Source organism: Patulibacter ginsengiterrae (genome assembly GCF_056269115.1).
Genome location: NZ_JBWDOG010000010.1, coordinates 143,137 through 165,005 on the forward strand (window position 1 = coordinate 143,137; position 21,869 = coordinate 165,005).

At 71.5% G+C, this 21,869-nt stretch carries 19 protein-coding genes; 13 read left to right on the top strand and 6 right to left on the bottom strand.

The window, feature by feature from the left end; genetic code table 11:
• Window positions 1-70 precede the first annotated feature (70 nt).
• The 3 genes from ACVUH9_RS14595 to ACVUH9_RS14605 all read right to left on the bottom strand — a co-directional run bounded on the left by ACVUH9_RS14595 (window position 71) and on the right by ACVUH9_RS14605 (window position 3,002).
• The gene (locus ACVUH9_RS14595; protein WP_475758133.1) at window positions 71-1,579 is read right to left on the bottom strand and encodes a sugar transferase; all 1,509 of its coding nucleotides are present in this window, start codon (window positions 1,577-1,579) and stop codon (window positions 71-73) included.
• A gap of 159 nt (window positions 1,580-1,738) precedes the next feature.
• A complete protein-coding gene (locus ACVUH9_RS14600; RefSeq protein ID WP_475758135.1) occupies window positions 1,739-2,686 on the bottom strand; it encodes a UDP-glucuronic acid decarboxylase family protein in 948 nt (315 codons plus the stop codon).
• A gap of 139 nt (window positions 2,687-2,825) precedes the next feature.
• On the bottom strand, window positions 2,826-3,002 hold the full coding sequence (locus tag ACVUH9_RS14605) for a hypothetical protein (RefSeq protein WP_475758136.1): 177 nt from the start codon (window positions 3,000-3,002) through the stop codon (window positions 2,826-2,828).
• Window positions 3,003-3,433: 431 nt separating this feature from the next.
• Between ACVUH9_RS14605 and ACVUH9_RS14610 the strand changes: the two genes are divergently transcribed.
• From ACVUH9_RS14610 to ACVUH9_RS14625, 4 genes are all read left to right on the top strand, one after another.
• Window positions 3,434-3,970 carry a ferritin gene (locus ACVUH9_RS14610; protein ID WP_475758138.1) on the top strand — a complete coding sequence of 179 codons (537 nt, stop codon included), beginning with the start codon at window positions 3,434-3,436 and terminating at the stop codon, window positions 3,968-3,970.
• 29 nt (window positions 3,971-3,999) lie between these two features.
• Complete coding sequence (locus ACVUH9_RS14615; protein ID WP_475758140.1) at window positions 4,000-5,622, top strand: hypothetical protein; 1,623 nt, start codon at window positions 4,000-4,002, stop codon at window positions 5,620-5,622.
• A gap of 32 nt (window positions 5,623-5,654) precedes the next feature.
• Window positions 5,655-6,122, top strand: a complete 468-nt coding sequence (locus ACVUH9_RS14620; protein WP_475758142.1) for a DUF2269 family protein — start codon at window positions 5,655-5,657, stop codon at window positions 6,120-6,122.
• Between the two features lie 230 nt (window positions 6,123-6,352).
• Entirely contained in the window at window positions 6,353-7,927 is a 1,575-nt protein-coding gene (locus ACVUH9_RS14625; RefSeq protein ID WP_475758144.1) for an acyl-CoA carboxylase subunit beta, read from the top strand.
• Between the two features lie 156 nt (window positions 7,928-8,083).
• On the opposite strand, the gene ACVUH9_RS14630 is transcribed toward ACVUH9_RS14625, so the two are convergent.
• The gene (locus tag ACVUH9_RS14630) at window positions 8,084-9,025 is read right to left on the bottom strand and encodes a type IV toxin-antitoxin system AbiEi family antitoxin domain-containing protein (RefSeq protein WP_475758146.1); all 942 of its coding nucleotides are present in this window, start codon (window positions 9,023-9,025) and stop codon (window positions 8,084-8,086) included.
• Between the two features lie 557 nt (window positions 9,026-9,582).
• On the opposite strand from ACVUH9_RS14630, the gene ACVUH9_RS14635 reads away from it, so the two are divergent.
• Together ACVUH9_RS14635 and metX are read left to right on the top strand one after the other, a co-directional pair.
• Window positions 9,583-10,881, top strand: a complete 1,299-nt coding sequence (locus tag ACVUH9_RS14635; protein WP_475758148.1) for an O-acetylhomoserine aminocarboxypropyltransferase/cysteine synthase family protein — start codon at window positions 9,583-9,585, stop codon at window positions 10,879-10,881.
• Between the two features lie 150 nt (window positions 10,882-11,031).
• Window positions 11,032-12,213 carry a homoserine O-acetyltransferase MetX gene (metX, locus tag ACVUH9_RS14640; RefSeq protein WP_475758150.1) on the top strand — a complete coding sequence of 394 codons (1,182 nt, stop codon included), beginning with the start codon at window positions 11,032-11,034 and terminating at the stop codon, window positions 12,211-12,213.
• A 63-nt stretch (window positions 12,214-12,276) separates the two neighbouring features.
• Here the strand turns inward: metX and ACVUH9_RS14645 are convergent, their stop codons facing one another.
• Window positions 12,277-13,230 carry an ornithine cyclodeaminase family protein gene (locus ACVUH9_RS14645; RefSeq protein WP_475758152.1) on the bottom strand — a complete coding sequence of 318 codons (954 nt, stop codon included), beginning with the start codon at window positions 13,228-13,230 and terminating at the stop codon, window positions 12,277-12,279.
• A 74-nt stretch (window positions 13,231-13,304) separates the two neighbouring features.
• Complete coding sequence (locus ACVUH9_RS14650; RefSeq protein ID WP_475758154.1) at window positions 13,305-14,402, bottom strand: glycosyltransferase family protein; 1,098 nt, start codon at window positions 14,400-14,402, stop codon at window positions 13,305-13,307.
• Window positions 14,403-14,561: 159 nt separating this feature from the next.
• Here ACVUH9_RS14650 and ACVUH9_RS14655 point away from each other — a divergent pair, with 159 nt between their 5' ends.
• From ACVUH9_RS14655 to ACVUH9_RS14685, 7 genes are all read left to right on the top strand, one after another.
• Window positions 14,562-14,795, top strand: a complete 234-nt coding sequence (locus tag ACVUH9_RS14655) for a DUF8022 family protein (protein ID WP_475758156.1) — start codon at window positions 14,562-14,564, stop codon at window positions 14,793-14,795.
• 251 nt (window positions 14,796-15,046) lie between these two features.
• The gene (locus ACVUH9_RS14660; RefSeq protein WP_475758158.1) at window positions 15,047-16,771 is read left to right on the top strand and encodes a nitrite/sulfite reductase; all 1,725 of its coding nucleotides are present in this window, start codon (window positions 15,047-15,049) and stop codon (window positions 16,769-16,771) included.
• 89 nt (window positions 16,772-16,860) lie between these two features.
• On the top strand, window positions 16,861-17,556 hold the full coding sequence (locus ACVUH9_RS14665; RefSeq protein WP_475758160.1) for a phosphoadenylyl-sulfate reductase: 696 nt from the start codon (window positions 16,861-16,863) through the stop codon (window positions 17,554-17,556).
• Window positions 17,553-18,494 (top strand): sulfate adenylyltransferase subunit CysD, encoded by a 942-nt coding sequence (cysD, locus tag ACVUH9_RS14670; RefSeq protein ID WP_475758162.1) that lies wholly within the window; start codon window positions 17,553-17,555, stop codon window positions 18,492-18,494. The genes ACVUH9_RS14665 and cysD overlap by 4 nt, the downstream gene beginning before the upstream one ends.
• A 40-nt stretch (window positions 18,495-18,534) precedes the next feature.
• Window positions 18,535-19,878 (top strand): sulfate adenylyltransferase subunit 1, encoded by a 1,344-nt coding sequence (locus ACVUH9_RS14675; RefSeq protein WP_475758163.1) that lies wholly within the window; start codon window positions 18,535-18,537, stop codon window positions 19,876-19,878.
• A gap of 675 nt (window positions 19,879-20,553) precedes the next feature.
• Entirely contained in the window at window positions 20,554-21,114 is a 561-nt protein-coding gene (locus ACVUH9_RS14680; protein WP_475758165.1) for a hypothetical protein, read from the top strand.
• A gap of 151 nt (window positions 21,115-21,265) precedes the next feature.
• Window positions 21,266-21,823 carry a hypothetical protein gene (locus ACVUH9_RS14685; RefSeq protein ID WP_475758167.1) on the top strand — a complete coding sequence of 186 codons (558 nt, stop codon included), beginning with the start codon at window positions 21,266-21,268 and terminating at the stop codon, window positions 21,821-21,823.
• Window positions 21,824-21,869: the final 46 nt, after the last annotated feature.

Consider the following 21,869-nt stretch of genomic DNA (forward strand, 5'->3'; position numbering starts at 1 on the left):
CCCACCCCGCCCCGGCGCGGCCGCGGCCCGGCCCCGCATCTCCCCGGGGCTCAGCCCCGAGAGGGCTGGTTCAGAACGCCCCGTGGCGTCCGAAGACGGCGGGGATCGTCTTGACGAGGATCGAGAGGTCGAGCGAGACCGACCAGCGCTCGAGGTAGAGGAAGTCGAGCCGGACCATGTCGTCGAAGTCGAGGTCGGAGCGGCCGGAGACCTGCCACAGGCCGGTCACGCCGGGCAGCACGTGGTAGCGCTTCTTGTGCCACTCCTCGAGCCGGTCGTAGTCGCGCTGGGGCAGCGGACGCGGGCCGACGAGCGACATCTCGCCACGGAGGACGTTGCCGAGCTGCGGCAGCTCGTCCAGCGACAGGCGCCGCAGCAGCCGGCCGACCGGGGTCACGCGCGGGTCGTCGCGGATCTTGAAGATCGCGCCGTCGGCCTCGTTGAGGTCCTCGAGCTCGTCCTGGCGGTGCTCGGCGTCCTGGTACATCGTCCGGAACTTGAGGCAGTCGAACGGCAACCCGCCGACGCCGGGGCGTCGCGAGCGGTAGATGACGGGGCCGGGGCTCGAGAGCCGGATCGCGATCGCGATCGCGACCAGGACCGGGCTCATCACCAGCAGCAGGATCGTGCTGACCAGCAGGTCGAACGTCCGCTTGATCGCGAAGTCGATCCCCTCGGAGACCGGCGGCCGCAGATCGAACAGCGGCACCGTCTGCCCGGGCAGGAACTCGGCCCGGTGGACGAGGATCTCCATCGTCGAGGGGGCCACGCGGACGTGGACGCCGCGGCTGTGGGCCTGGTCGATGACCTCCAGCGCCAGATCCTGCGGGAAGGCGGGGTCGGCGATGATCACCTCGTCGACCTGACCGGCGTCGAGCAGCGCCGGCAGGTCGCCGACGAGGCCCAGCGCCTCGGAGCGGGTCGGGCGTGCGGCATCGGGATCGACGGCGAGCATCCCGGTCACCCGGATCGCCGAGTCGACGTCGTCGGAGAGGGCGCCCGCGACGGCGTCGGTGTGGTGGGCGGGCCCGATCAGGACGGCCCGCCGCTGCTGGCCGGTCCGCTGCAGCACGCGGCCGCTGAGGCTCTCGTAGACCACCCGCAGGACGCCGATGTAGACGATCCCGACGGCCAGGGTCCCGTAGAAGATGTAGTAGCTCGAGAACTCGCCGCGCTTGCCGTCGATCAGCACGAAGACCATCGCCACGACCATCGCCTGGAAGAGGCCGGTGACGATCTTGCCCAGGCCCGGTCTCTCGGTGCGGCGGCCGTAGAGGCCCATCCGCGCGAAGTTGAAGAGCACGACGAGGATCGCGAACGGGGCGATCTCGCGGGCTTGGTGCGCGTGGTAGCCGACGTTGAGCTGGTCGTACCAGGCGGCCTTGAGGGCGAGGGCGGTGAAGATCGCGGCCCAGACGCTGACCGCGTCGATCGCGAGCAGCGTGACCAGCCGCATGATCCGGCGGAGCGTCTCGAGCCGCAGCAGGAAGAGCAGAGCTGGAGGGCGCTTGGCCCGGATGTCGGTGGCGACCCGAAGGGGGGTGACCGAGCCGCTATCGGGCTCGCGCTCAGAGGTCACTGAGCTGCCCGGTACCGCATCGGGGGATCGCCTCGCAGGATGCACCAACGATGAAGCCTGGCAGATACGGGGGGCGAAGGTCGCACTCGCCCGTGCACCGGGGCGACGCCTCGCGGTGCACGCTCACCCGTAGGGGGTGGGCGTGCACCGGGCGGCCGGTCAGACCGGGTAGCCGAGCAGGCCGTTGCGGCCGGCGATCTCGATCGTCTTCTGGAGCCCTTCGCGCAGCTCGACGGTCGGCTCCCAGCTCAGGGCCATCTTGGCCAGCGCGATGTCCGGGCGGCGCTGCTTCGGGTCGTCGGCGGGCAGCGGCTGGTGCAGGACCTCGCTGTTGGAGCCGGTCAGGTCGATGATCGTCTCGGCCAGCTCCAGCAGCGAGAACTCCTGCGGGTTGCCGATGTTGATCGGCTCGTGCGCGCCGGACTCGGCGAGCGCGATCAGGCCGCGGACGAGATCGTCGACGTAACAGAAGGAGCGGGTCTGGGTCCCGTCTCCGAAGATCGTGATCGGCCGGTGCTCGAGCGCCTGGCGGAGGAAGGTCGGGATCGCACGACCATCGTGCGGACGCATGCGCGCGCCGTAGGTGTTGAAGATCCGGACGATCGCGGTGTCGACGCCCTGCTGGCGGTGGTACGCCATCGTCAGCGCCTCGGCGTAGCGCTTGGCCTCGTCGTAGACGCCGCGCGGGCCGATCGGGTTGACGTGGCCCCAGTACGACTCGACCTGCGGGTGCACGAGCGGGTCGCCGTAGACCTCGCTGGTGGAGAAGAGCAGGAACCGGGCGCGGTGCCTCTTGGCCAGCCCGAGCGAGTGGTGGGTGCCGTGCGAGCCGACCTTGAGGGTGTGCAGCGGCAGCCGCAGGTAGTCGATCGGCGAGGCCGGGGAGGCCGCGTGGTAGACGAAGTCGATCGGTTCTTCGACGAAGTACGGGTCGACGATGTCGGCCTGCAGGAACCGGAAGCGGTCCTCGCGGATGTGCTCGATGTTGCGCAACGACCCGGTCTCGAGGTTGTCGACGCAGATCACGCGGTTGCCCCGCCGCAGCAACTCGTCGCAGAGGTGCGAACCCAGGAACCCGGCGCCGCCGGTGACGAGACAGGTAGCCATTGGTGCCCAGGGTATCCGGCGGGACCCGTTCGGCGGGGGCTGGCCGGAGGCGCGGCGCCTGGAGGCGCGGTTCGCTCGGGCTCAGGGTGGGCGGAAGGTGCCGCGGTCGTGATTCGATCCGGTACGTCCGCCGGCCGGTCTACTTGCGCGCGGCCTTGAACGCCTTGCCGGGGATCTTCTTGGCGGGGCGGTACTTGCGCCGGCTGAGGCGTTCGGCCAGGTCCTCGGCCTCCAGCCGCTTCCAGACCACGGGGCACTTCTTGCAGCGGGGGCTGCTCTTGCAGCACTTCTTCTTCGTGGAGACGGTGTCCGCCATGCGCTCCTTCAGCGTAGCGATATCCGACTTCGGCGAATGGAATTGGTCAGGGGAGCCGAAGCCGAGAGCCGTAGCCGATGGCCCGGGGACGATCTCGACTCGGCCGTCTCTCCCGCCCGCATGGGGCGGATCGCATCAACGATGGGCTCGGCCCATCGCGCGTAGGAAGAAGGCGGTCTCGAGATCGAGACGGCCCCAGGACGGAGGTGGTCCCCCGATCGGAGGGCCCCGGATGGAGGCGGTCCCCAGAACGAGACGGCCCCAGGGTGGAGGCGGTCTCCAGATCGAGATGGCCCGAGGGCGGAGGCGGCTTCCAGATCGAGATGGCCCGAGGATGGAGGCGGTCTCGAGAACGAGGCGGCCCAGGGCCGGGGCCACGTCGGCGGCGTCCGGCGGGTCCCGGCGGAAGGGTCCCGGGTAAAGTGCCCGCCATGCCCGCGCCCGCTTTCGTCACCGCGCTCAACGAGCAGGTGGCCAACGAGTTCGCCGCCAGTCAGCAGTACGTCGCCGTGGCGGTCTACTACGACGGCGAGACCCTGCCGCGGCTCGCTGCGTTCTTCTACCAGCAGGCCGTCGAGGAGCGGGGCCACGCGCTGAAGATGGTCCAGTACCTGATGGACCAGGACGTCGAGGTCGTGATCCCGGCCGTCGCCGCCCCCAAGAACGGCTTCGCCGACATCGTCGAGCCCGTCCAGCTGGCGCTCGAGCAGGAGAAGCAGGTCACGGGCCAGATCGAGCACCTGGCGAAGGTCGCCCGCGACGCCGGCGACTACCAGTCCGAGCAGTTCGTCCAGTGGTTCCTGAAGGAGCAGGTCGAGGAGGTCGCGACGATGTCCGACCTGCTGGCCACCGTCACCCGCTCGCGCCAGAACCCGCTCTGGGCCGAGGAGTTCCTCGCCCGCGAGGGCATCGGTGGCGGCGGCGACGCCGAGGTCGGCGCTCCGCCGACGGCCGGCGGCGATCTGTAGGAGCTTCAGGGGAGTCGCGGCACCGCCCGATGCCCGTCGTCCTCCGCCGTCCCTCGGGCGGCACCGTCGCCCTCGGGCTGCTGGTCCTGTTCGCGCTCGTGCTGCGCCTGCCGACGGCGGGCGAGCAGAGCTTCTGGCTCGACGAGATCTACTCCGCCCGGATCACCGACGGATCGCTCGGCCACGCCTGGTCGACGATCCAGCGGACCGAGAACACCCCGCCGCTCTACTACCTGCTCGGCTGGGCGTGGGTCCATCTCTTCGGCCAGGGCGAGCTCGGCCTGCGCTCGCTGTCCGCGATCGCGGGGGCACTGGCGGTCGTGCCGACCGTCTGGCTGGCGCGGTCGACCGGCGAGCGCGGGGTCCCGACGCGGATCCTGCTGGTCGCCGGGCTGCTGCTGGCGGTCAACCCGCTGGCCCAGTGGTTCTCGCAGGAGGCCCGCACCTACGGGCTCTTCATCCTCGTCGCCGCCCTGGCCTGGGCGGCGCTGTCGGCGGCGCTGGTCCGTCCGACCCCGGGCCGGCTGTGGCTGTGGGCGCTGGCGGCGGTCGCGGCGACCTGGACCCACTACTTCGGCGGGATCCTGCTGCTGGTCGGGGGCGCGGCGCTGGTGCTGGTCGCCTGGCGGGGGCCGGGCTTCCTTGGGCTCGGCGCCGGCGCCGGTGCGGCGTGGGGCGCGATCTCCGCTGGGGACGATGCCTCCGCTCCGGGGGATGCCGCGGCTCCGAGCGACGCCGACGCGCCGGCCGCCCGTCCCGCCGGCGCCCGGGCGATCCGGCCGCTGGTCGCGCCGCTGCTGGCCTCGGCGGTCGGTGCCGCGGCGCTGCTGCCGATCGCGGTCAAGCAGCAGTCGACCTCGATGTACGAGGCGATCGCCGGGGTCAAGGGCCTCGGCTCGCGGATCATCGAGACGCCGAAGCAGTTCGCCGTCGGCTACGACGCCCCGGCCGAGGTCCTGCTGGGCGGGGTGCTCGCGGTGATCCTGGGGGCGTTCGTGCTCGCCGGGGCCTGGCCGCGTGACGGCCGCGCGACCCGCGCCACCGGCCTGGCCGCGATGGTCGTTGCGGTCTGGATCGTGCCGCTGGTCGCCCTGGTGGTCGGCTTCGACGTCGCCCTGACCCGCAACTGGGTCCTGCTGCTGCCGCCGCTCGCGGTCCTGGCGGCGCTCGGCGCCTGGCGGCTCGGCCGCCGTGCCGTCGTCGCGTTGCTCGCGGTCGCGGTCGTCCAGCTGGTGGTGGTCGTCGTCGTAGCGGTCAACCCGAGCTACCAGCGGGACGACTGGCGGGGCGCGCTCGAGGCGGCGGTCGCCGACGTCGCGGCGGATCGGCCGGAGCTGTTGTCGATCGCCCGCTACCAGCCGCTCGCCGGGAGCTTCTACGAGCCGCGCCTGCGCTTCATCGACCCGGGGGTTCCGGTCCGGGTCCGCTCGGTCGCGCTGATCGACCGCCCCGCGGAGGCTGGCGACGATGCGCCGCCGCCGGTCGCCGCTCCGCCGCCCCCCGCCGCCGGGATGCAGCTCGTCCGGGCCGAGCGCAACGGGCAGTACCGGGTCTTCGTCTGGCGCTCCGACCGCCCGGTGATGGTCCACCCGGTCGCGATCCGGGACCTGCTTCCGGGCAGCGGCCTCCGCTCGTCGCTCGTCCTGCGCTGAGCGAGAGGCGCGTTGCCGGTACCCTCGCGGGCATGCTTGCGGTCGTCACGCTCTACTCCGTCGCGAAGGCGATCCACATCATCGGCGCCATCTTCGCCTTCGGTGGGACGCTGGCGGTGCCGCCGATCGTGGCCTACCTCGAGCGCCAGCACCCGGACGCCGTGCGGCCGTTCTACGGTGCGGTCGCCCACATCGGCCGGACGATCGTCACGCCGGCGATGGTCGTCGTCCTGGCGGCGGGGATCTACCTCGGCCTGAAGGCCGACGTGATGTCCGAGATGTGGGTCGCGATCCCGTTCCTGATCCTGATCGTCCTCTTCGGGCTCTACGGCGCGCTGATCGTCCCGCGGGCCGAGGAGCTGGCGAAGGGCACGGGCCCGGCCGGCGACGGCACGGTCGCGGTGACCGACGCGACCGCCCTGCTCGCGCGCCTGCATCTGCTTGCCGCCGGCCTGGCCGTGCTCGCCGTCCTGGTGATGACGCTCAAGCCCGGCGCCTAGCGCCCGCGGCCCCGGCCGCTCCCCGCCGACGTCGACCGGCGTGGTTCCCTACCGGCGGTCGCATTTGGCCGCCGGTCGCTCCAGCCGCCGCTGCCGGGGCGGAGCGCCTCGGGCAACGCCTCCGGGCGGCCGGGCGACGCGGCCCAGAACCGGCGCAGGTCCCCCGTCGGTCGGGGAAGGACCGCGGCAGACGGCGCCGACGGGCCGCGCGCGGATAGCATCCGCCGCCCATGAGCCAGCGTCTGCAATCGCCCGAGACGTTCGAGGAGAAGCTCGCGCTCCTCCGGGACCTTCGGCATCAAGCGATCCACTCCGCGTCCGAGACGGCCGTCGAGAAGCAGCACGCCAAGGGCAAGTACACGGCGCGCGAGCGAATCGAGAAGCTGCTCGACGAGGGCAGCTTCCAGGAGCTCGACACCTTCGTCCGGCACCGCACGCACGACTTCGACATGCAGAAGTCGCGGGCCTGGGGCGACGCCGTCGTGACCGGCCACGGCACGATCGACGGCCGTCCGGTCGCGGTCTTCTCGCAGGACTTCACCGTCTTCGGCGGCTCGCTCGGCGAGGTCATGAGCGAGAAGATGTGCAAGGTCATGGACCTGGCCGGCAAGATCGGCTGCCCGGTGATCGGCATCAACGATTCCGGTGGCGCGCGGATCCAGGAGGGCGTCGTCTCGCTCGGCGCCTACGGCGACGTCTTCCAGCGCAACGTCGACTCCTCCGGCGTGATCCCGCAGATCTCGCTGATCATGGGGCCGTGCGCCGGTGGCGCGGTCTACTCGCCGGCGATCACCGACTTCATCGGGATGGTCAAGGAGACCTCCCACATGTTCATCACCGGCCCCGATGTGATCAAGACGGTCACGGGCGAAGAGGTCGGGATGGAGGAGCTCGGTGGCGCGATGAGCCACAACACGAAGTCGGGCGTCGCCCACTTCGCGTACGAGGACGAGGACCACGCGCTGGAGGAGACGCGCTACCTGCTCTCGTTCCTGCCGCAGAACAACCTCGAGACCTCGCCGGTCGTGGCGACCGACGACCCGGTCGATCGCGACATCCCGGAGCTGAACGACGCGGTCCCGGCGAACCCGAACAAGCCGTACGACATGCGCGAGGTCATCAAGCTCGTCGTCGACGACGGCGAGTTCTTCGAGGTCCACGAGCACTTCGCCCGCAACATCCTGGTCGGCTTCGCCCGGATCGAGGGCCACGCGATCGGCCTGGTCGGCAACCAGCCGAACCAGATGGCCGGCGTGCTCGACATCGAGGCGTCCGAGAAGGCCGCCCGGTTCATCCGCACCTGCGACGCCTTCAACATCCCGCTGGTCACGTTCTGCGACGTCCCGGGCTTCCTGCCGGGCACCTCGCAGGAGTGGAACGGCATCATCCGCCACGGCGCCAAGCTGCTCTACGCCTACGCCGAGGCGACGGTCCCGCAGGTCGCGGTGATCACCCGCAAGTCCTACGGCGGCGCCTACGACGTGATGGCGTCCAAGCACCTCGGCGCGGACTTCAACTTCGCCTGGCCCCAGGCCGAGGTCGCCGTGATGGGTGCGGAGGGCGCGGTCAACATCATCTACCGCCGCGACATCGCCGCCTCGCCGACGCCGGAAGAGCGCCGCAAGGTCCTGATGGACGACTACAAGGCGCGCTTCGCCAACCCGTACGTGGCGGCCGAGCGCGGCTACATCGACGACGTGATCGAGCCCTCCGAGACCCGCGCCAAGGTCGCCGGCGCCCTCCGCGTCCTCCGCACCAAGCGCGTCGCGGTCCCGAAGCGCAAGCACGGGAACATCCCGCTGTAGGAGCGGCTCGCCGTTCTCCTTGAGGTTGACCACCGCATAGGGGGCAAACCTCAAAGAGAACGGTTGCGGCGTTGGCTGCGCGGGTCCGTCGACGTCGACGCTCCCGAGCTCGGGACCGGCCGCTGGGCGCCACGGCCTTCGCCGGGGGCGGATGCCTCATCGGCGTACCGGTCCTCCGCTCCACCCTGGAGCAGCGGGCAGCGGCGGCTGGGCGAGCAGGGCACGGAGTCGACGCATCGTCGTCTGCTCGCGCACGGTGATGTCGCTCCAGGTGAGTCGGGCGACCCGCCAGCCGGCGAGTTGGAGATCGATGTCTCGCTGCCGGTCGGCCTGGAAGGCGTCCGGGTCTCCGTGGGTGGACCACCCGTCGAGCTCGACGATGAGTCGCGGCTGACTCCAGAGCAGGTCGGCCTCGATGCGGCGATCGCGAAGGTGGAGGAGCTGGTTCGACGCGGGCGGCGAGACGCCGGCGCGATGGATCGCGGAGAGCGCGCGGCGCTCGAGCTCCTCGCGCGTTCGCTGGCCGAGCTGGGCGCCGTGCTCATCCAGGAGGCGACGGATCTGGGCCGAGCCTGCCCGTCCGCGGGCCAGCTCCCGGTCGATCGAGATCGCGTGGATCAGCCGCCGCGATGCGGCCGTCCTCCAGGCGCGTTCGGTGGCGGGGACGTTGCCTGTGGAGGCGATGTCGACCAGCGTGCGGGCGATGGTCGTGCACGGAATCTGGCGCACGACGGTGACGTTGTCCGGCCGCGCGCCGGTGTGGATCACGAGACCCGTTCGGGCGCCCCGGGGCCCGGTCACGGTGATGTCGGTGCGGCCGTGCGGGACAGGCAGCAGTCCGTGGAGCGCGGCGGCGGCGCGGTGACTGATCGCGGCGCCCTCCCCGCCGGCCAGCGCCGCGCCCATCCAGATTCCGTGGGGTTCGATCGCCACATGCCCGACCGCGTACACCCCGCGGTGCAACCGCAGCAACCTTCCCGCGGCGATCTGGCGATCGAGGTTGCGCCGTGTGAAGCCGAGGGCGAGCAGCTGTTGCCGGGTCACCACTCCGTGTTGCTTGGTGGCAAGCCTGGCGGCGCGGGCGGCGAGCGGTGGCATGTCGGCGATGATGCGCCCGGGCCCGGTGGCGATTCAACCGGTCAAGCGTGCCGATCCCGTGCCAGGACTGCCTCGATTCCGTCCCGTCGCCAGCACGTTCGCCGGGCATGGCCGGTCCCGTCGGTTCTCTTTGAGGTTCGCCACCGTATGGGTGGCAAAGCTCAATGAGAACGATGCAACGGTGCCTGCCGCCCGCCCCGCCACCCTCGGGTCGCCGCCACCTCGGGCCGCTCCGCCCCGCCCGCCCCGCCACCTCCGGGCCCCCGCCACCTCCGGGCCCCCGCCACCCCCGGAGGAGGGGCGGCGATGGCCCCTCGTCTCGCCCAACCCCCGCGCCCCGCCCGCCCCGGATAGCCTCCGGGTCCAGCGCCAACGTGAATAGTTCTAAACCCGATTTGGTTTAGGATATTTCGCGGCGGCCGCGTCAGGTCGGACAGGGTGCCCACCGGTGGCGAAGGCGGATCGAGCTCGATCCCCGCTCGCCCTCCGGAGCGCAGCTAGGCCCGCCGACCGAACCACCCACCCGAACCGCCGAACCACCCCGCCACGGAGCCCCGATGACCGACCAGCAGCCGAACTACCGCCCCGAGACGATCGCCCTGCACGGCGGGCAGAAGCCGGATCCGACCACGAACGCGCTGGCGGTGCCGATCTACCAGACGACGTCGTACGTGTTCGACGACGTCCAGCACGGTGCGGACCTGTTCGCCCTGGCCAAGCCGGGCAACATCTACACGCGGATCATGAACCCGACCTGGGACGTGCTCGAGCAGCGGCTCGCGCTGCTCGAGGGCGGTGCGGCCTCGCTGGTGACCGCCTCCGGGATGGCCGCGACGACCTACGCGGTCCTCAACATCGCCGGCGCGGGCGACAACATCATCTCCGTCTCGCAGCTCTACGGCGGGACCTACAACCTCTTCGCGCACACGCTGCCGCAGTACGGCATCGAGGTCCGCTTCGTCGACGCCGACGATCCCGACGCGGTCGCGCGGGTGGCGGACGAGAAGACCAAGCTGGTCTTCGGTGAGACGATCGGCAACCCGAAGCTGAACGTCCTCGACATCCCCAAGTGGGCCGAGGCCGCCCACGCCGCCGGGCTGCCGCTGGTCATCGACAACACCGTCGCGACCCCGATCGGCGCGAGCATCTTCGAGCAGGGCGCCGACATCGCCGTCCACGCGCTGACGAAGTTCCTCGGCGGTCACGGGACCTCGATCGGCGGGGCGATCGTCGACAGCGGCAACTTCGACTGGTCGGCCCACCCCGACCGCTTCCCGACCCTGGCGAAGCCGGATCCCTCCTACCACGGCGTGGTCTGGACGGAAGCGGCCGGCGCGGTCGCCTACGTCCTGCGGGCCCGGACGGTCCTGCTGCGCAACACCGGCGCGGCGCTCTCGCCGTTCAACGCGTTCCTGATCCTCCAGGGCGTCGAGACGCTCGCCCTACGGATGGAGCGCCACAACGCGAACGCGCTGGCCGTCGCGAAGCACCTCGAGGCGCACCCCGCCGTCGAGTGGGTCAGCTACCCCGGGCTCGAGTCGAGCGACTACTACGAGGTCGCCCAGCGGGTCCTCAAGGGTGGCGCCAGCGCGCTGGTCACCTTCGGCGTCAAGGGCGGCTTCGACGCCGGCCGGACGTTCATCGAGGGGCTGAACGTCTTCAGCCACCTGGCGAACATCGGCGACGCGAAGTCGCTGGCGATCCACAACGCCTCGACGACCCACTCGCAGCTGAACGCGGAGGAGCTCGCCGCCGCCGGCGTCACGCCCGACACGGTCCGCCTGTCGGTCGGCATCGAGCACATCGACGACATCCTGGCCGACCTCGACCAGGCGCTCGCGGCCTCGCAGGGCTAGCACCCAGCCGCCAGCTCCAGACGGCCGTTCTCCCGCCCCACACGGGCGAACGGCCGTCCCGAGTGCCGACCTCGACCAACCGTTCGGCCGCCCCGCCGACCACCGCCAACGCCTCGGAACCCCCCGAACCGGTGTAGTAGGGGGCAGCGTATGACCCACAGCACCATCGAACCCGACCGTCCGGACCTCGATCTGGGACCCGGCCTCGGCCTGGTCACCACCGAGCGGGTCGTCCTCTTCGACGACGGGGATCCGCTGCGTCTCGACAACGGAACGACGCTCGCGCCGGTCGAGGTCGCCTACGAGACCTACGGGACGCTCGACGCGCAAGCGAGCAACGCGGTCGTGATCTGCCACGCGCTGACCGGTGACGCGCACGCGGCCGGGCACCACGGCGATCCGGCCCGGCGTGGCTGGTGGGACGTGCTCGTCGGTCCGGGCCGCGCGGTCGACACCGATCGCTACTTCGTCGTCTGCGCGAACCTGCTCGGCGGATGCCGGGGGACGACCGGGCCGCTGTCGGAGGACCCGGCGACCGGCGAGACCTACGGGCTCGACTTCCCGGCCTTCACCGTGGCGGACCTCGTCCGCGTGCAGCGGGCGCTGGTCGCGCGGTTGGGGATCCGCCGGCTCCACGCCGTGGTCGGTGGCTCGCTCGGTGGGATGCAGGTGCTGGAGTGGGCGCTGCAGGCCCCGGAGGAGGTCGAGCGGGCGGTCATCGCCTGCGCGTCGGCCCGCCTGAGCGCCCAGAACATCGCGCTCTCGACGGCGGCCCGCGCCGGGATCCTGCGCGATCCGGACTTCCAGGGCGGCCGCTACCCGGGGACGGGACGGCTGCCGGCGGCGGGCCTGTCCGCAGCCCGGATGCTCGGTCACGTGACCTACGTGTCGGAGGACGCGCTGCGCTGGAAGTTCGACCGCGCCCGCCGCGATCCCGACGCGCCGTTGGCCCGGGACGGGCACGAGTGGTTCCGCCCGGACTTCGAGATCGAGCACTACCTCGACTACCAGGCGGCCAGCTTCCTGGAGCGGTTCGACGCGCTCAGCTACCTGTACCTGACGCGGGTGATGGACGCCTTCGAGCCGTTCGCGCGCGACGACGCCGACGCCCGGGTCGCGGCGGCCGCGGCAGCGGGGACGCGGTTCTTCGTCGAGAGCTTCACCAGCGACTGGCGGTTCGGGCCGGAGCACTCCGACCACATCGAGGCCGAGCTGCAGGACCGCGGGGCGACCGTCACCCGGCGCAACGTCGAGTCGCCGTGGGGGCACGACTCGTTCCTGCTCGCGATCCCGGAGCACCTCGACCAGGTCCGGGCGTTCCTGGTCGACTGACCCTGGCCGCTCGGACCGGCCCGTCCGTCCGGACCGCCGGCCGGGTTCGTCGCGAGGCCGCCGCTACAGCGGGACGCCGGGCGCGTCGATCCGCTCCTCGCGCCAGGCGGCGAACGCGGCGAGGCTGATCGCGAGGTCCTGGATCGCCAGCCCGGTCGAGTCGAAGAGGGTCGTCGCGGCGGCGTCGGGGCGACCGGGCGCGGCGCCGGTCAGGACCGCGCCGAGGTCCGTGACCCGCTCACGGGTGACGACGCCCGCCGCGACGCCGGCGGTCAGCTCGCCGCCGTGGCTGGCCTGGGCCCACTCGTCGCAGAAGAGCGAGCAGGCGTCGACGGCCTCGACGGTCGCCTCCTGCTTGCCCGGTCCGTCGGCGCCGAGCATGTTGAGGTGCTGGCCCGGCCGGAGGTCGCGACGCTCGACGACGGGGGTCGTCCCGGGCGTCACGCAGCAGACGACGTCCTGCGCCAGCGCCTCCTCGCGGGTGCCGGCCCGCCAGCCCGCGCCGAGCTCGGCGGCGAGGGCCTCGGCCGCCTCGGGCCGGGGGTCGCAGGCCACCCCTGGCCCGTAGCCGACGGCGGCGAGGCAGCGCGCCGCCCACTGGCCGTGGAGCCCGGCCCCGATGATCCCGACCGTCCGCGCGCCGGGGACGCCCAGCGCCTCGGCCGCGACGGCGGCGATCGCCCCGGTCCGGAGCGCGGTGACGGCTCGTGCGTCGAGCAGGGCGAGCGGGACGGAGGTCTCGGCGTCGGAGAGCACGACCACGCCCTGGACGGTGGCGAGGCCGCGGGTGGGGTTGCCCGGGAACGACGAGATCCACTTCAGCATCGCGACCCCGTCGCCGAGCGCGGGCATCGCCCGGAAGTCGCCGAACGGCGGGCTGTCGAGGTAGACCTTCGACGGCATCCGCCAGGCGCCCTCGGCGTGGCGGACGAACGCCTCGCGCGTCCGGGCGACCGCCTCGGCGGGCGAGACCGCGGCGAGCACCGCGTCGTGGTCGAGGACGGGGATCGACGGCATCGGCCGAGCGTACGGGGCGTACCGGCCGACCTCGCCTGCCGATCCCGCTCGGGGACACGCCCCCCCGTCCCCCCTCAGCTCCGTCGCCGCACCGCCCGCCGGACCGCGCCGCCGCTGGTGAAGCCGCCGGCGGGACGCCGGAACGCATGAACGGCGGTCGGGCGGAGGGTCGTCCGCGGGCCGATCGCCGTCGCCGCGTCGTGGAAGGCCCGCTCCCAGTGATCGGCGGTCGCCTGGATCGTCTGCCGGGCGCCCCAGGCGCGCCCGTTGCGGGCCAGCCGTTGGCGCTGCTGCTCGTCGCGCACGAGCCGGTCGAGGGCGCCGAGCCACTCCCCGGGCCCGACCAGCGCCCCGCCCTGCTCGGCCCCGAGCGAGGTGTACGGCGTGAGGTCGGAGGCCAGCCACGGGACGCCCGAGGCGGCGTACTCCTTGACCCGGATGCTCGACCGCGAGTGGTTGAAGGGGACGTCCGCCAGCGGGGCGATCCCGATGTCGAACGCGGCGATCCGTCCGGGCTCGTCGTCGACCGGTGGCGCGGCGTCGTGCCGGTAGCGCCCGGTCAGCTCCAGGTCGGCCCCGATGCACTCCGTCCGCACGTGGGGGTGCGCGTCCATCAGGCGCTGCAGGGCTTCCCCGATCCCGAGTCGGCTGGCGTCGGCCCACTCCTCGGGGCTGGCGACCCAACCCACGACCAGTCCGGTGTGCGGGCGGGGCGTCCGATCGCCGCCGCGGATGGCCTCCGGGACCACGTCGACCCGGCGCACGCCGGCCTCGCGGTAGAGCTGCGCGAGCGGCTCGGTGGTGACGGTCACGCCGCTGGCCCAGCGGGCGATCTCGACCGAGAGCTTGAAGCGGGCGGCCTGCTCGGCGCGCGACCGGGCCACGGTCCGGGCGCTCACGGCGGGCCGGGCGACGGAGTCGTCGCTGTCGTTGTCCCAGACCACGCCGATCCCGCGGCCGGCCAGGCGGCTGGCGATCTCCAGGGTCGAGGGGGCGATCTGGCGGTAGACGTGGACGACGTCGCAGGTCTCGAGCGCGGTGATGTCGACGCGCCCGCCGATCACCTCGACGGGGACGATCTGGTGGCCCCGGCGGGCCAGCGCCTGGAGCGGCTCGGCGCTGCGGTACGACGGTCCGGAATCGGCGAGGTCGATCAGGGCGCCGACGCGCATCGGCGGCACTATATGCCGTCAACATCGGTCCAGCGGGGGCTCTGGACGCCTAGGCAGGCCGGTCGGCGGCGAGGCCCGATCGCCCGTCCATCCCCCTCGTCGTCGGGGCGGTGCCGCCGTCGGCCCAGCCGAGCGGGCGTTGCCCGCTACGCTTCCGGCATGTCCGCCGAGCCCGCTCCCGTGCGCATCGAGATCCCGGCGTCCGCCTCCCCGGAGGAGGCCGCGGCGCTGGTCGCGGCCGTCGAGCAGTTCCTGCGGGAGACCACGGTCGCGGTCGACGGGGCCGCCGCTGCTCCGGACGCCTGGACGCGCACCGCGCGGCTCGAGGCGGTCGGTCGCGGCGCGAGCTGGGACGCGACGGCCGGTGACGGCCTCGCGGCCTGGGCCTCGTAGCCCGAGCGCTCCGCTCCCGCGCGGCCGGCGTCGCCGCGCGTTCATCACCGAGGTCGCCGGATCTTCGTCACGGGCCTTCCGTGTGCGTCGTCGACCACCCCTGCGCGTCGGGAGGTCTGGGTCGCAGCGTCCGACCGCGCTCCGTCGCGACCCGTCGCGGGCTCGTCCCGTTCCGTGTCGGCTTCGGGCGCCCTACGACATAAACCCGGATTCCCGATATTGCATTAATCCCTGTGCGCTTTGCTACCTTTGTGGACCCGACCTCTTTCGTCTTCCCCGGGGGCCTACCGATGAACCAGCCCGAAGCCGCCGCCAAGCCCGTCAAGCGCAACAAGGCCGAGGCCGCCAAGTTCGAGAAGGACGGCCTAGACGTCTACGAGGACCTGATCCGCGCGTCGACCGAGGGTTGGGAGATCCTCACGGCCGACGACATCATGCGGCTCAAGTGGTACGGCCTCTACGCGCACAACACCAAGGACGGGCACTTCATGCTCCGGTCCAAGGTCGTGCAGGGCGCGCTGACCGCCGACCAGACCGACGTGCTCGCGGACATCACCGAGGACTACGGTCGCGGGGTCATCGACTGCACCACGCGCCAGTGCGTGCAGATCCACTGGATCCGCGTGGAGAACATCCCGGACATCTTCGCCCGCCTCGGCGCGGTCGGGATGACCAGCGTCGGCGCCTGCGGCGACGTCACCCGCAACATCGTCGGCAACACGCTCGCCGGGATCGCCGCCGACGAGATCGCCGACGGCCTCGGCACGTCGGAGCTCGTCCACCAGCACTTCCTCGGCGACCACCGCTTCTCGAACCTGCCGCGCAAGTTCAAGATCTCGATCAACGGTCGCCCGACCGGCCAGGGCCGCGGCCTGATCAACTGCCTCTCGCTCGTCGGCGCGATCCACGAGGACGGCAGCAAGGGCTTCAACTTCCGCGTCGGCGGTGGCCTCTCGACCGACCCGATGTTCGCCAAGGACATCGACGTCTTCGCCGAGAAGGACGAGGTCCCCAGCGTGATCGAGGGGATCCTGACCGTCTTCCGCGACAGCGACGAGCTGCGCCGCAAGCGTGGTCGCGCGCGCCTCAAGTTCCTGATCGAGGACGAGGGCCCCGAGGCCTTCCGCGCCAAGGTCGTCGAGGCGATGGGCCGCGACCCGCGCCACGCCGCGCCCGCGGTCGAGGAGGCGCCCTACCACGACCACATCGGCGTGACCCCGCAGGCCGACGGCGAGCACAGCTGCGTCGGCTTCACGGTCCCGGTCGGTCGCCTGACCGCCGAGCAGCTGCGCGAGTTCGCGCGGCTCTCGCGCAAGTACTCCTCCAAGCAGGAGGTGCGCCTGACCCACCAGCAGAACGTGCTGCTGCCGTGGGTCCCGAACGACCAGGTCGCGGCGCTGCTCGAGGAGCCGCTCGCCAAGCAGCTGCCGGTCGAGCCGAAGCCGTTCGTCCGCAACACGCAGACCTGCACCGGCAAGGAGTTCTGCGGACTCGCGAAGGTCCACACGAAGGACCGCGTCCGCGAGCTCGTCGACCACCTCGACGAGCGGGTCACGGTCGACCTCGGCCACGACTTCCGCTTCCACTTCGCCGGCTGCAACTCCAGCTGCGCCCAGCACCAGATCGGCGACGTCGGCATCGAGGGCACGCTCAAGCGGGTCGACGGCGAGATGATCGAGGCGATGGACCTGCGGATCGGCGGGCGCGTCAGCGGCCTGAACTCCGAGACGCCGCAGTTCAACACCGTCGTGCTGCCGAAGATCCCGCACTTCGAGCTCGAGGACAAGCTCGTCAAGGTCTTCGACCTCTACCGCGATCACCGTCAGGGCGAGGACGAGAGCTTCCGCGCCTTCAGCGACCGGGTCGACGTGGACTGGTGGCAGGAGCACCTGCTGACCGCGGAGGAGCTCGACCTGCTCCGCAACCCGCCGAAGCGCGGACCGGTCAAGAAGGCCGCGACCCCGGTGGCCGACTAGCCCCACGACCCGACTGCTCGCCGAACGCGCCCGCCCACCGCGGGCAGCGCGCGACGGACGTCGATCCCGACCCCTCCGGAAGCCGCCGCATGACCCGTACCTCCTCCCCCGACGACACCCCCGGCGCCACGGCGCTGCCGGACCTGGAGGCGTCGTCGGCCGCGGAGGTCGTGGCCTGGGCGCTGGAGCAGTACCACCCGCAGATCGCGCTGGCCTGCTCGTTCCAGAAGGAGGAGGCGGTCCTCCTCGACCTGCTGTTCGAGGCCCGGCCCGACGCGCGGGTCTTCGCGCTCGACACCGGGGTCCTGTTCGACGAGACCTACGACCTCTGGCGGGAGACCGAGCAGCGCTACGACACCAAGATCGAGCGCTGGACCGGCCCGACGCTGGCCGAGCAGGCCGCCGAGCACGGCGAGAAGCTGTGGGAGCGCGACCCGTCGCAGTGCTGCGCGATCCGCAAGGTGGCGCCGCTCAAGGCGGGCCTGCAGACGCTCGACGCCTGGGTCACCGGGATCCGCCGCGACCAGTCGCCGGCCCGCGCCGGCGCGGCCAAGGTCGAGTGGGACGACGCTTTCGGCCTGGTCAAGGTCAACCCGCTGGCGGACTGGACGGACAAGGACGTCTGGGCCCGGATCGCCGAGCGCAAGCTGCCGTACAACCCGCTCCACGACCGCGGCTACGCCTCGATCGGCTGCGTGCCCTGCACGAAGGTCGGCGAGGGCCGTGAGGGCCGCTGGGCGATGAGCGAGAAGACCGAGTGCGGACTGCACCAGGAGGACGCATGAGCACCACCGCGATCCCGACCGCCGAGGAAGAGCTCCCCGGCGGCCTGACCAAGCTCCGTGCCCTCGAGGCCGAGGCGATCCACGTGATGCGCGAGGTCGCCGCCGAGCTCGAGCGGCCGGCGCTGCTGTTCTCCGGCGGCAAGGACTCGATCGTCCTGCTGCGCCTGGCCGAGAAGGCCTTCCGGCCCGGCCGCTTCCCGTTCCCGCTCGTCCACGTCGACACCGGGCACAACTTCCCCGAGGTCCTCGAGTTCCGCGACCGCCGCGTGGCGGAGCTCGGTGAGCGGCTGATCGTGGCGAAGGTCCAGGACACGATCGACGCCGGCCGCGTGGCCGAGGTCGGCGGGCCGAACGGCTCGCGCAACCAGCAGCAGACGCAGACGCTGCTGGACTGCATCGAGGAGCACCGCTTCGACGCCTGCTTCGGCGGCGCCCGCCGCGACGAGGAGCGCGCCCGGGCCAAGGAGCGGATCATGAGCTTCCGCGACGACTTCGGCGGCTGGGACCCGAAGAACCAGCGCCCGGAGCTGTGGAACCTCTACAACGGCCGGCTGCGCTCGGGCGAGAACGTCCGCGTCTTCCCGATCTCGAACTGGACCGAGCTCGACGTCTGGCAGTACATCGCCGAGGAGCGGCTGGAGCTGCCGTCGATCTACTTCGCGCACGAGCGCGAGGTCGTCCGCCGCAACGGGATGCTCTACGCCGTCTCCCCGTTCCTGCCGCCGCACGACGGCGAGCAGGTCGAGACGCTCAGCGTCCGCTACCGGACGGTCGGCGACCTGACGATCACCGGCGCGGTCGAGTCGACCGCGGCGACGCTCGAGGACGTCGTGACCGAGATCGCCGCGACCCGGGTCACCGAGCGCGGCGAGACGCGCGCGGACGACCGGGTCTCCGAGGCCGCGATGGAGGACCGCAAGGTCCAGGGGTACTTCTAGTGCGCCCGCTCGTCCACCGTCCCACCGACCGGAGCTGCTGATGGCCACGCCCGAGATCCTGACCGTCCCCCGTGACCTGGATTCCGCGGACCTGCTCCGCGTCGCCACCGCCGGCTCCGTCGACGACGGCAAGTCGACCCTGATCGGCCGGCTGCTCTACGACTCGAAGCAGGTCCTCGTCGACCAGCTCGAGCAGGTCGAGGAGGCTTCGGTCCGTCGTCACGGTGCCGGCACCGTCGACCTCTCGCTGCTGACCGACGGCCTCCGCGCCGAGCGCGAGCAGGGCATCACGATCGACGTCGCCTACCGCTACTTCACCACCGGCGACCGGTCGTTCATCCTGGCCGACACCCCGGGTCACGTGCAGTACACGCGGAACATGGTCACGGGGGCCTCGACGGCCGACCTGGTGATCGTGCTGGTCGACGCTCGCCAGGGCGTGATCGAGCAGACCCGCCGCCACACCTTCATCGCCTCGCTGCTCGGCGTCCGTCACGTGACCTTCGCGGTCAACAAGATGGACCTGGTCGACTGGTCGCAGGAGCGCTTCGCGGAGATCGAGGCCGAGACGACGCGGATCTCCGCCCAGCTGGGGATCCCGGACATCCACGTGATCCCGATCAGCGCGCTGGAGGGCACCAACGTCGTCGATCGCGGCGACACGCCCGACTGGTACCCGGACGACGTCGACCATCCGACGCTGCTGGGCCACCTCCAGACGGTCGAGGTCTCCAGCGACCGGAACCTGACGGACCTGCGCTTCCCGGTCCAGTGGGTGATCCGGCCAGGTGGGGTGGTGGGCGGAACCGATGTCGCCGCCTCGCACGAGCTGCACGACTACCGCGGCTACGCGGGCCAGGTCGCCGGCGGCGTCCTGCGCCCGGGTGATGAGGTCCAGGTCCTGCCCTCCGGCGTCCGCTCCCGGATCGCGCGGATCGAGACCTTCGACGGCGACCTCGAGCAGGCGACTGCGCCCCAGTCGGTCGTCGTGCACCTCGAGGACGACGTCGACGTCAGCCGCGGCGACACGATCGTCGGGGCCCACGAGGACACCGACGGCCTGGTCCTGCGCGAGCTCGAGGCGGACATCTGCTGGATGTCCGACCGGCCGCTCCAGCCGGGACAGCGGCTGCTGTTGAAGCACACGACCGTGACCACGCCGGCTCGTGTCGAGGCGATCGTCGATCGGCTCGACCTCCGCACCCTCGAGCGCGAGACGGTCGACGGTGCGGCCAGCTTGGCCCTCAACGACATCGGCCGGATCCGGCTGCGGGTCAAGCGCCCGCTGGTCGCGGACCCCTACCGTCGCGACCGCGCCACCGGGGCGTTCATCCTCATCGACGAGGGAACGAACGACACGGTGGCCGGCGGGATGATCCGCTAGCGGACACAGGGGCGCCCGCACGTCGCTCTGGCGGAGGCCGGTGGCGGCCGTACCGGAGTAGCCGCAGTGGTGGCGGGGGTTCGGCGGCAGCCTGCTCAGCTGCAGGCGTCGCGCGTCCGTTGAGACACGGTGGATTCCGCCCGAACGAGTCCGGCATCGTACGGAGCCGTCTCCGGTCCCGGTGGCGCGCAATCTCGAGCGCGCCGATCGTTCGCGGGTCACCCGGACGGCTCTGACCATCCAGTATGGACGTTGGCGTCTGGGGTTTCGGGCGGTCGCGCCGCCGGTCTGCGGGCCTCGTGAAGCTGCGCGTGGCTCGGGAGCAGGGCCCCACGGGGGCCGCTTCGGGTGCCGCCGGGGCCGCCAGAATCCATCTGAAACACGCTGTGCCGTAAGCGCTCGTCGGCGCCGCGCTGACGCGAGACACTGTAAGCAAACAGCGATGGCGCCGATCGAGCGGTGTACACGGACGGAAAGATTCAAAATGTAAAGATGCCGTTTTGCAGGGCTTTGTGCGCGATTCAGGCCGTGCTCTGAAATTTTCTGGACAACTTCGGTTGACATGGGGATCCGTCCGGTGTTTGAGTAGCTCCATTCCGCGGAACGCAGCACCAGTCAGAGGGTCCGGCATCGACTTGATGCTCGTGACTCAAACCCGAGTACGAGGAGAAACACATGCGTAAGGCAATGACGGCGGCCGTGTCCGCTGCAGCAGTTCTGGCCCTGGGCGTCGGCGCGAGCAGCGCGGCCGCGGTCACCATCACCCCGGCGAACACCGCCGTTGTCGGCACGTCCACGAACTCGCAGCTCGTTGCGGGTAGCCAGACCCTCACCTGCGTCACCTCGGTGACGAACGGCACCACGCCCGCCTCCGGCGGCGTCGTTCCGCTCTCGCCCCCGAGCTTCAACACCTGCAGCTCGGCGCTGGGCAGCTTCAACGTGACGTCCAACGCCACCAACGGCTCCTGGGCGCTGACGGCGACGTCGACCACGACCGGCACGCTGACGATCCCGAAGGCCGGGGTGAAGGTCACGTACCTCGGCGGTCTCTGCACGATCAACGTCTCGCCGGCCGGCCCGACGACCATTGGCGGGACCTGGGACAACGCCACGTCGAGCATCACGATCACCAACCAGTCGATCCCGATCACGACGTCGGGCATCTGCCCCGGCGTTGGTACCACGAGCCAGTTCACGGCCACGTACTCGGTCTCGCCGACCGTCACGGTCAGCTAGTCCACTCAGCACCGCAGTACCAGTAGGAATCGGGGGCCGCTCGCACGAGCGGCCCCCGGCCCGTTCACGCGGACAGCTCGTCTTCCGCGACAAACGGGTCCCGGCGGGCATGTCGTCGGGGCGAGAGACCATTCGAGATGACAGGACAATCTTGCGCAAGAGCATGATGGCCGCAGCGACCACGGCGACGATCCTGGCGGCAGCGCTAGGGGCGAGCACCGCCTCGGCGCTCAGCGTGAGTCCGCCGAGTACCGCGTTCACCGCGACGGCGATCAACTGGCAGTTCGTGATGGGTACCCAGACGTTGACCTGCAACGCGGTAACGTCGACGGGGGTGACGCCGGCTGGGGGCTCCGCTGCGAGTCTCACCCTGGCGGCGCCGGCGTTCACGACCTGCAGCTCAGCGCTCGGGCACTACAACGTCACCTCGCCGGCACCTTGGAACGTCGAGTTCGGGGCCAGCGGCACGGCAACGATCGCGTTCCCCATGGCGGGAATCCACATCTCTTACCTGAGCGGCCTCTGCACGGTCACGTTCGCCCCGACGGCGCCGACAACGATTGGCGCTACGTGGGCGAACGGCAGCCCGTCGTCGCTGCAACTGGTAAACCAGCCGCTACGGATTTCGACGACCGGATTTTGTCCCGGGATCGGCACCGCCAGCACGGTCTCTGCAAACTTCTCGGTGCCGGGAGTGACGGTCACCTGACCGAGAGGGCGGCGGGGCGGTGACCACGACCGGGTGGGTATGCCTG

What these genes read in the sequence shown, in the direction of transcription:
- ACVUH9_RS14665 (WP_475758160.1), top strand. Translation starts at nt 16,861, where the DNA reads ATGACCCGTACCTCCTCCCCCGACGACACCCCCGGCGCCACGGCGCTG.
- metX (WP_475758150.1), top strand. Translation starts at nt 11,032, where the DNA reads ATGACCCACAGCACCATCGAACCCGACCGTCCGGACCTCGATCTGGGA.
- ACVUH9_RS14625 (WP_475758144.1), top strand. Translation starts at nt 6,353, where the DNA reads ATGAGCCAGCGTCTGCAATCGCCCGAGACGTTCGAGGAGAAGCTCGCG.
- ACVUH9_RS14645 (WP_475758152.1), bottom strand. Translation starts at nt 13,230, where the DNA reads ATGCCGTCGATCCCCGTCCTCGACCACGACGCGGTGCTCGCCGCGGTC.
- ACVUH9_RS14615 (WP_475758140.1), top strand. Translation starts at nt 4,000, where the DNA reads ATGCCCGTCGTCCTCCGCCGTCCCTCGGGCGGCACCGTCGCCCTCGGG.
- ACVUH9_RS14655 (WP_475758156.1), top strand. Translation starts at nt 14,562, where the DNA reads ATGTCCGCCGAGCCCGCTCCCGTGCGCATCGAGATCCCGGCGTCCGCC.
- ACVUH9_RS14600 (WP_475758135.1), bottom strand. Translation starts at nt 2,686, where the DNA reads ATGGCTACCTGTCTCGTCACCGGCGGCGCCGGGTTCCTGGGTTCGCAC.
- ACVUH9_RS14635 (WP_475758148.1), top strand. Translation starts at nt 9,583, where the DNA reads ATGACCGACCAGCAGCCGAACTACCGCCCCGAGACGATCGCCCTGCAC.
- ACVUH9_RS14620 (WP_475758142.1), top strand. Translation starts at nt 5,655, where the DNA reads ATGCTTGCGGTCGTCACGCTCTACTCCGTCGCGAAGGCGATCCACATC.
- ACVUH9_RS14680 (WP_475758165.1), top strand. Translation starts at nt 20,554, where the DNA reads ATGCGTAAGGCAATGACGGCGGCCGTGTCCGCTGCAGCAGTTCTGGCC.
- ACVUH9_RS14610 (WP_475758138.1), top strand. Translation starts at nt 3,434, where the DNA reads ATGCCCGCGCCCGCTTTCGTCACCGCGCTCAACGAGCAGGTGGCCAAC.
- cysD (WP_475758162.1), top strand. Translation starts at nt 17,553, where the DNA reads ATGAGCACCACCGCGATCCCGACCGCCGAGGAAGAGCTCCCCGGCGGC.
- ACVUH9_RS14675 (WP_475758163.1), top strand. Translation starts at nt 18,535, where the DNA reads ATGGCCACGCCCGAGATCCTGACCGTCCCCCGTGACCTGGATTCCGCG.
- ACVUH9_RS14630 (WP_475758146.1), bottom strand. Translation starts at nt 9,025, where the DNA reads ATGCCACCGCTCGCCGCCCGCGCCGCCAGGCTTGCCACCAAGCAACAC.
- ACVUH9_RS14650 (WP_475758154.1), bottom strand. Translation starts at nt 14,402, where the DNA reads ATGCGCGTCGGCGCCCTGATCGACCTCGCCGATTCCGGACCGTCGTAC.
- ACVUH9_RS14605 (WP_475758136.1), bottom strand. Translation starts at nt 3,002, where the DNA reads ATGGCGGACACCGTCTCCACGAAGAAGAAGTGCTGCAAGAGCAGCCCC.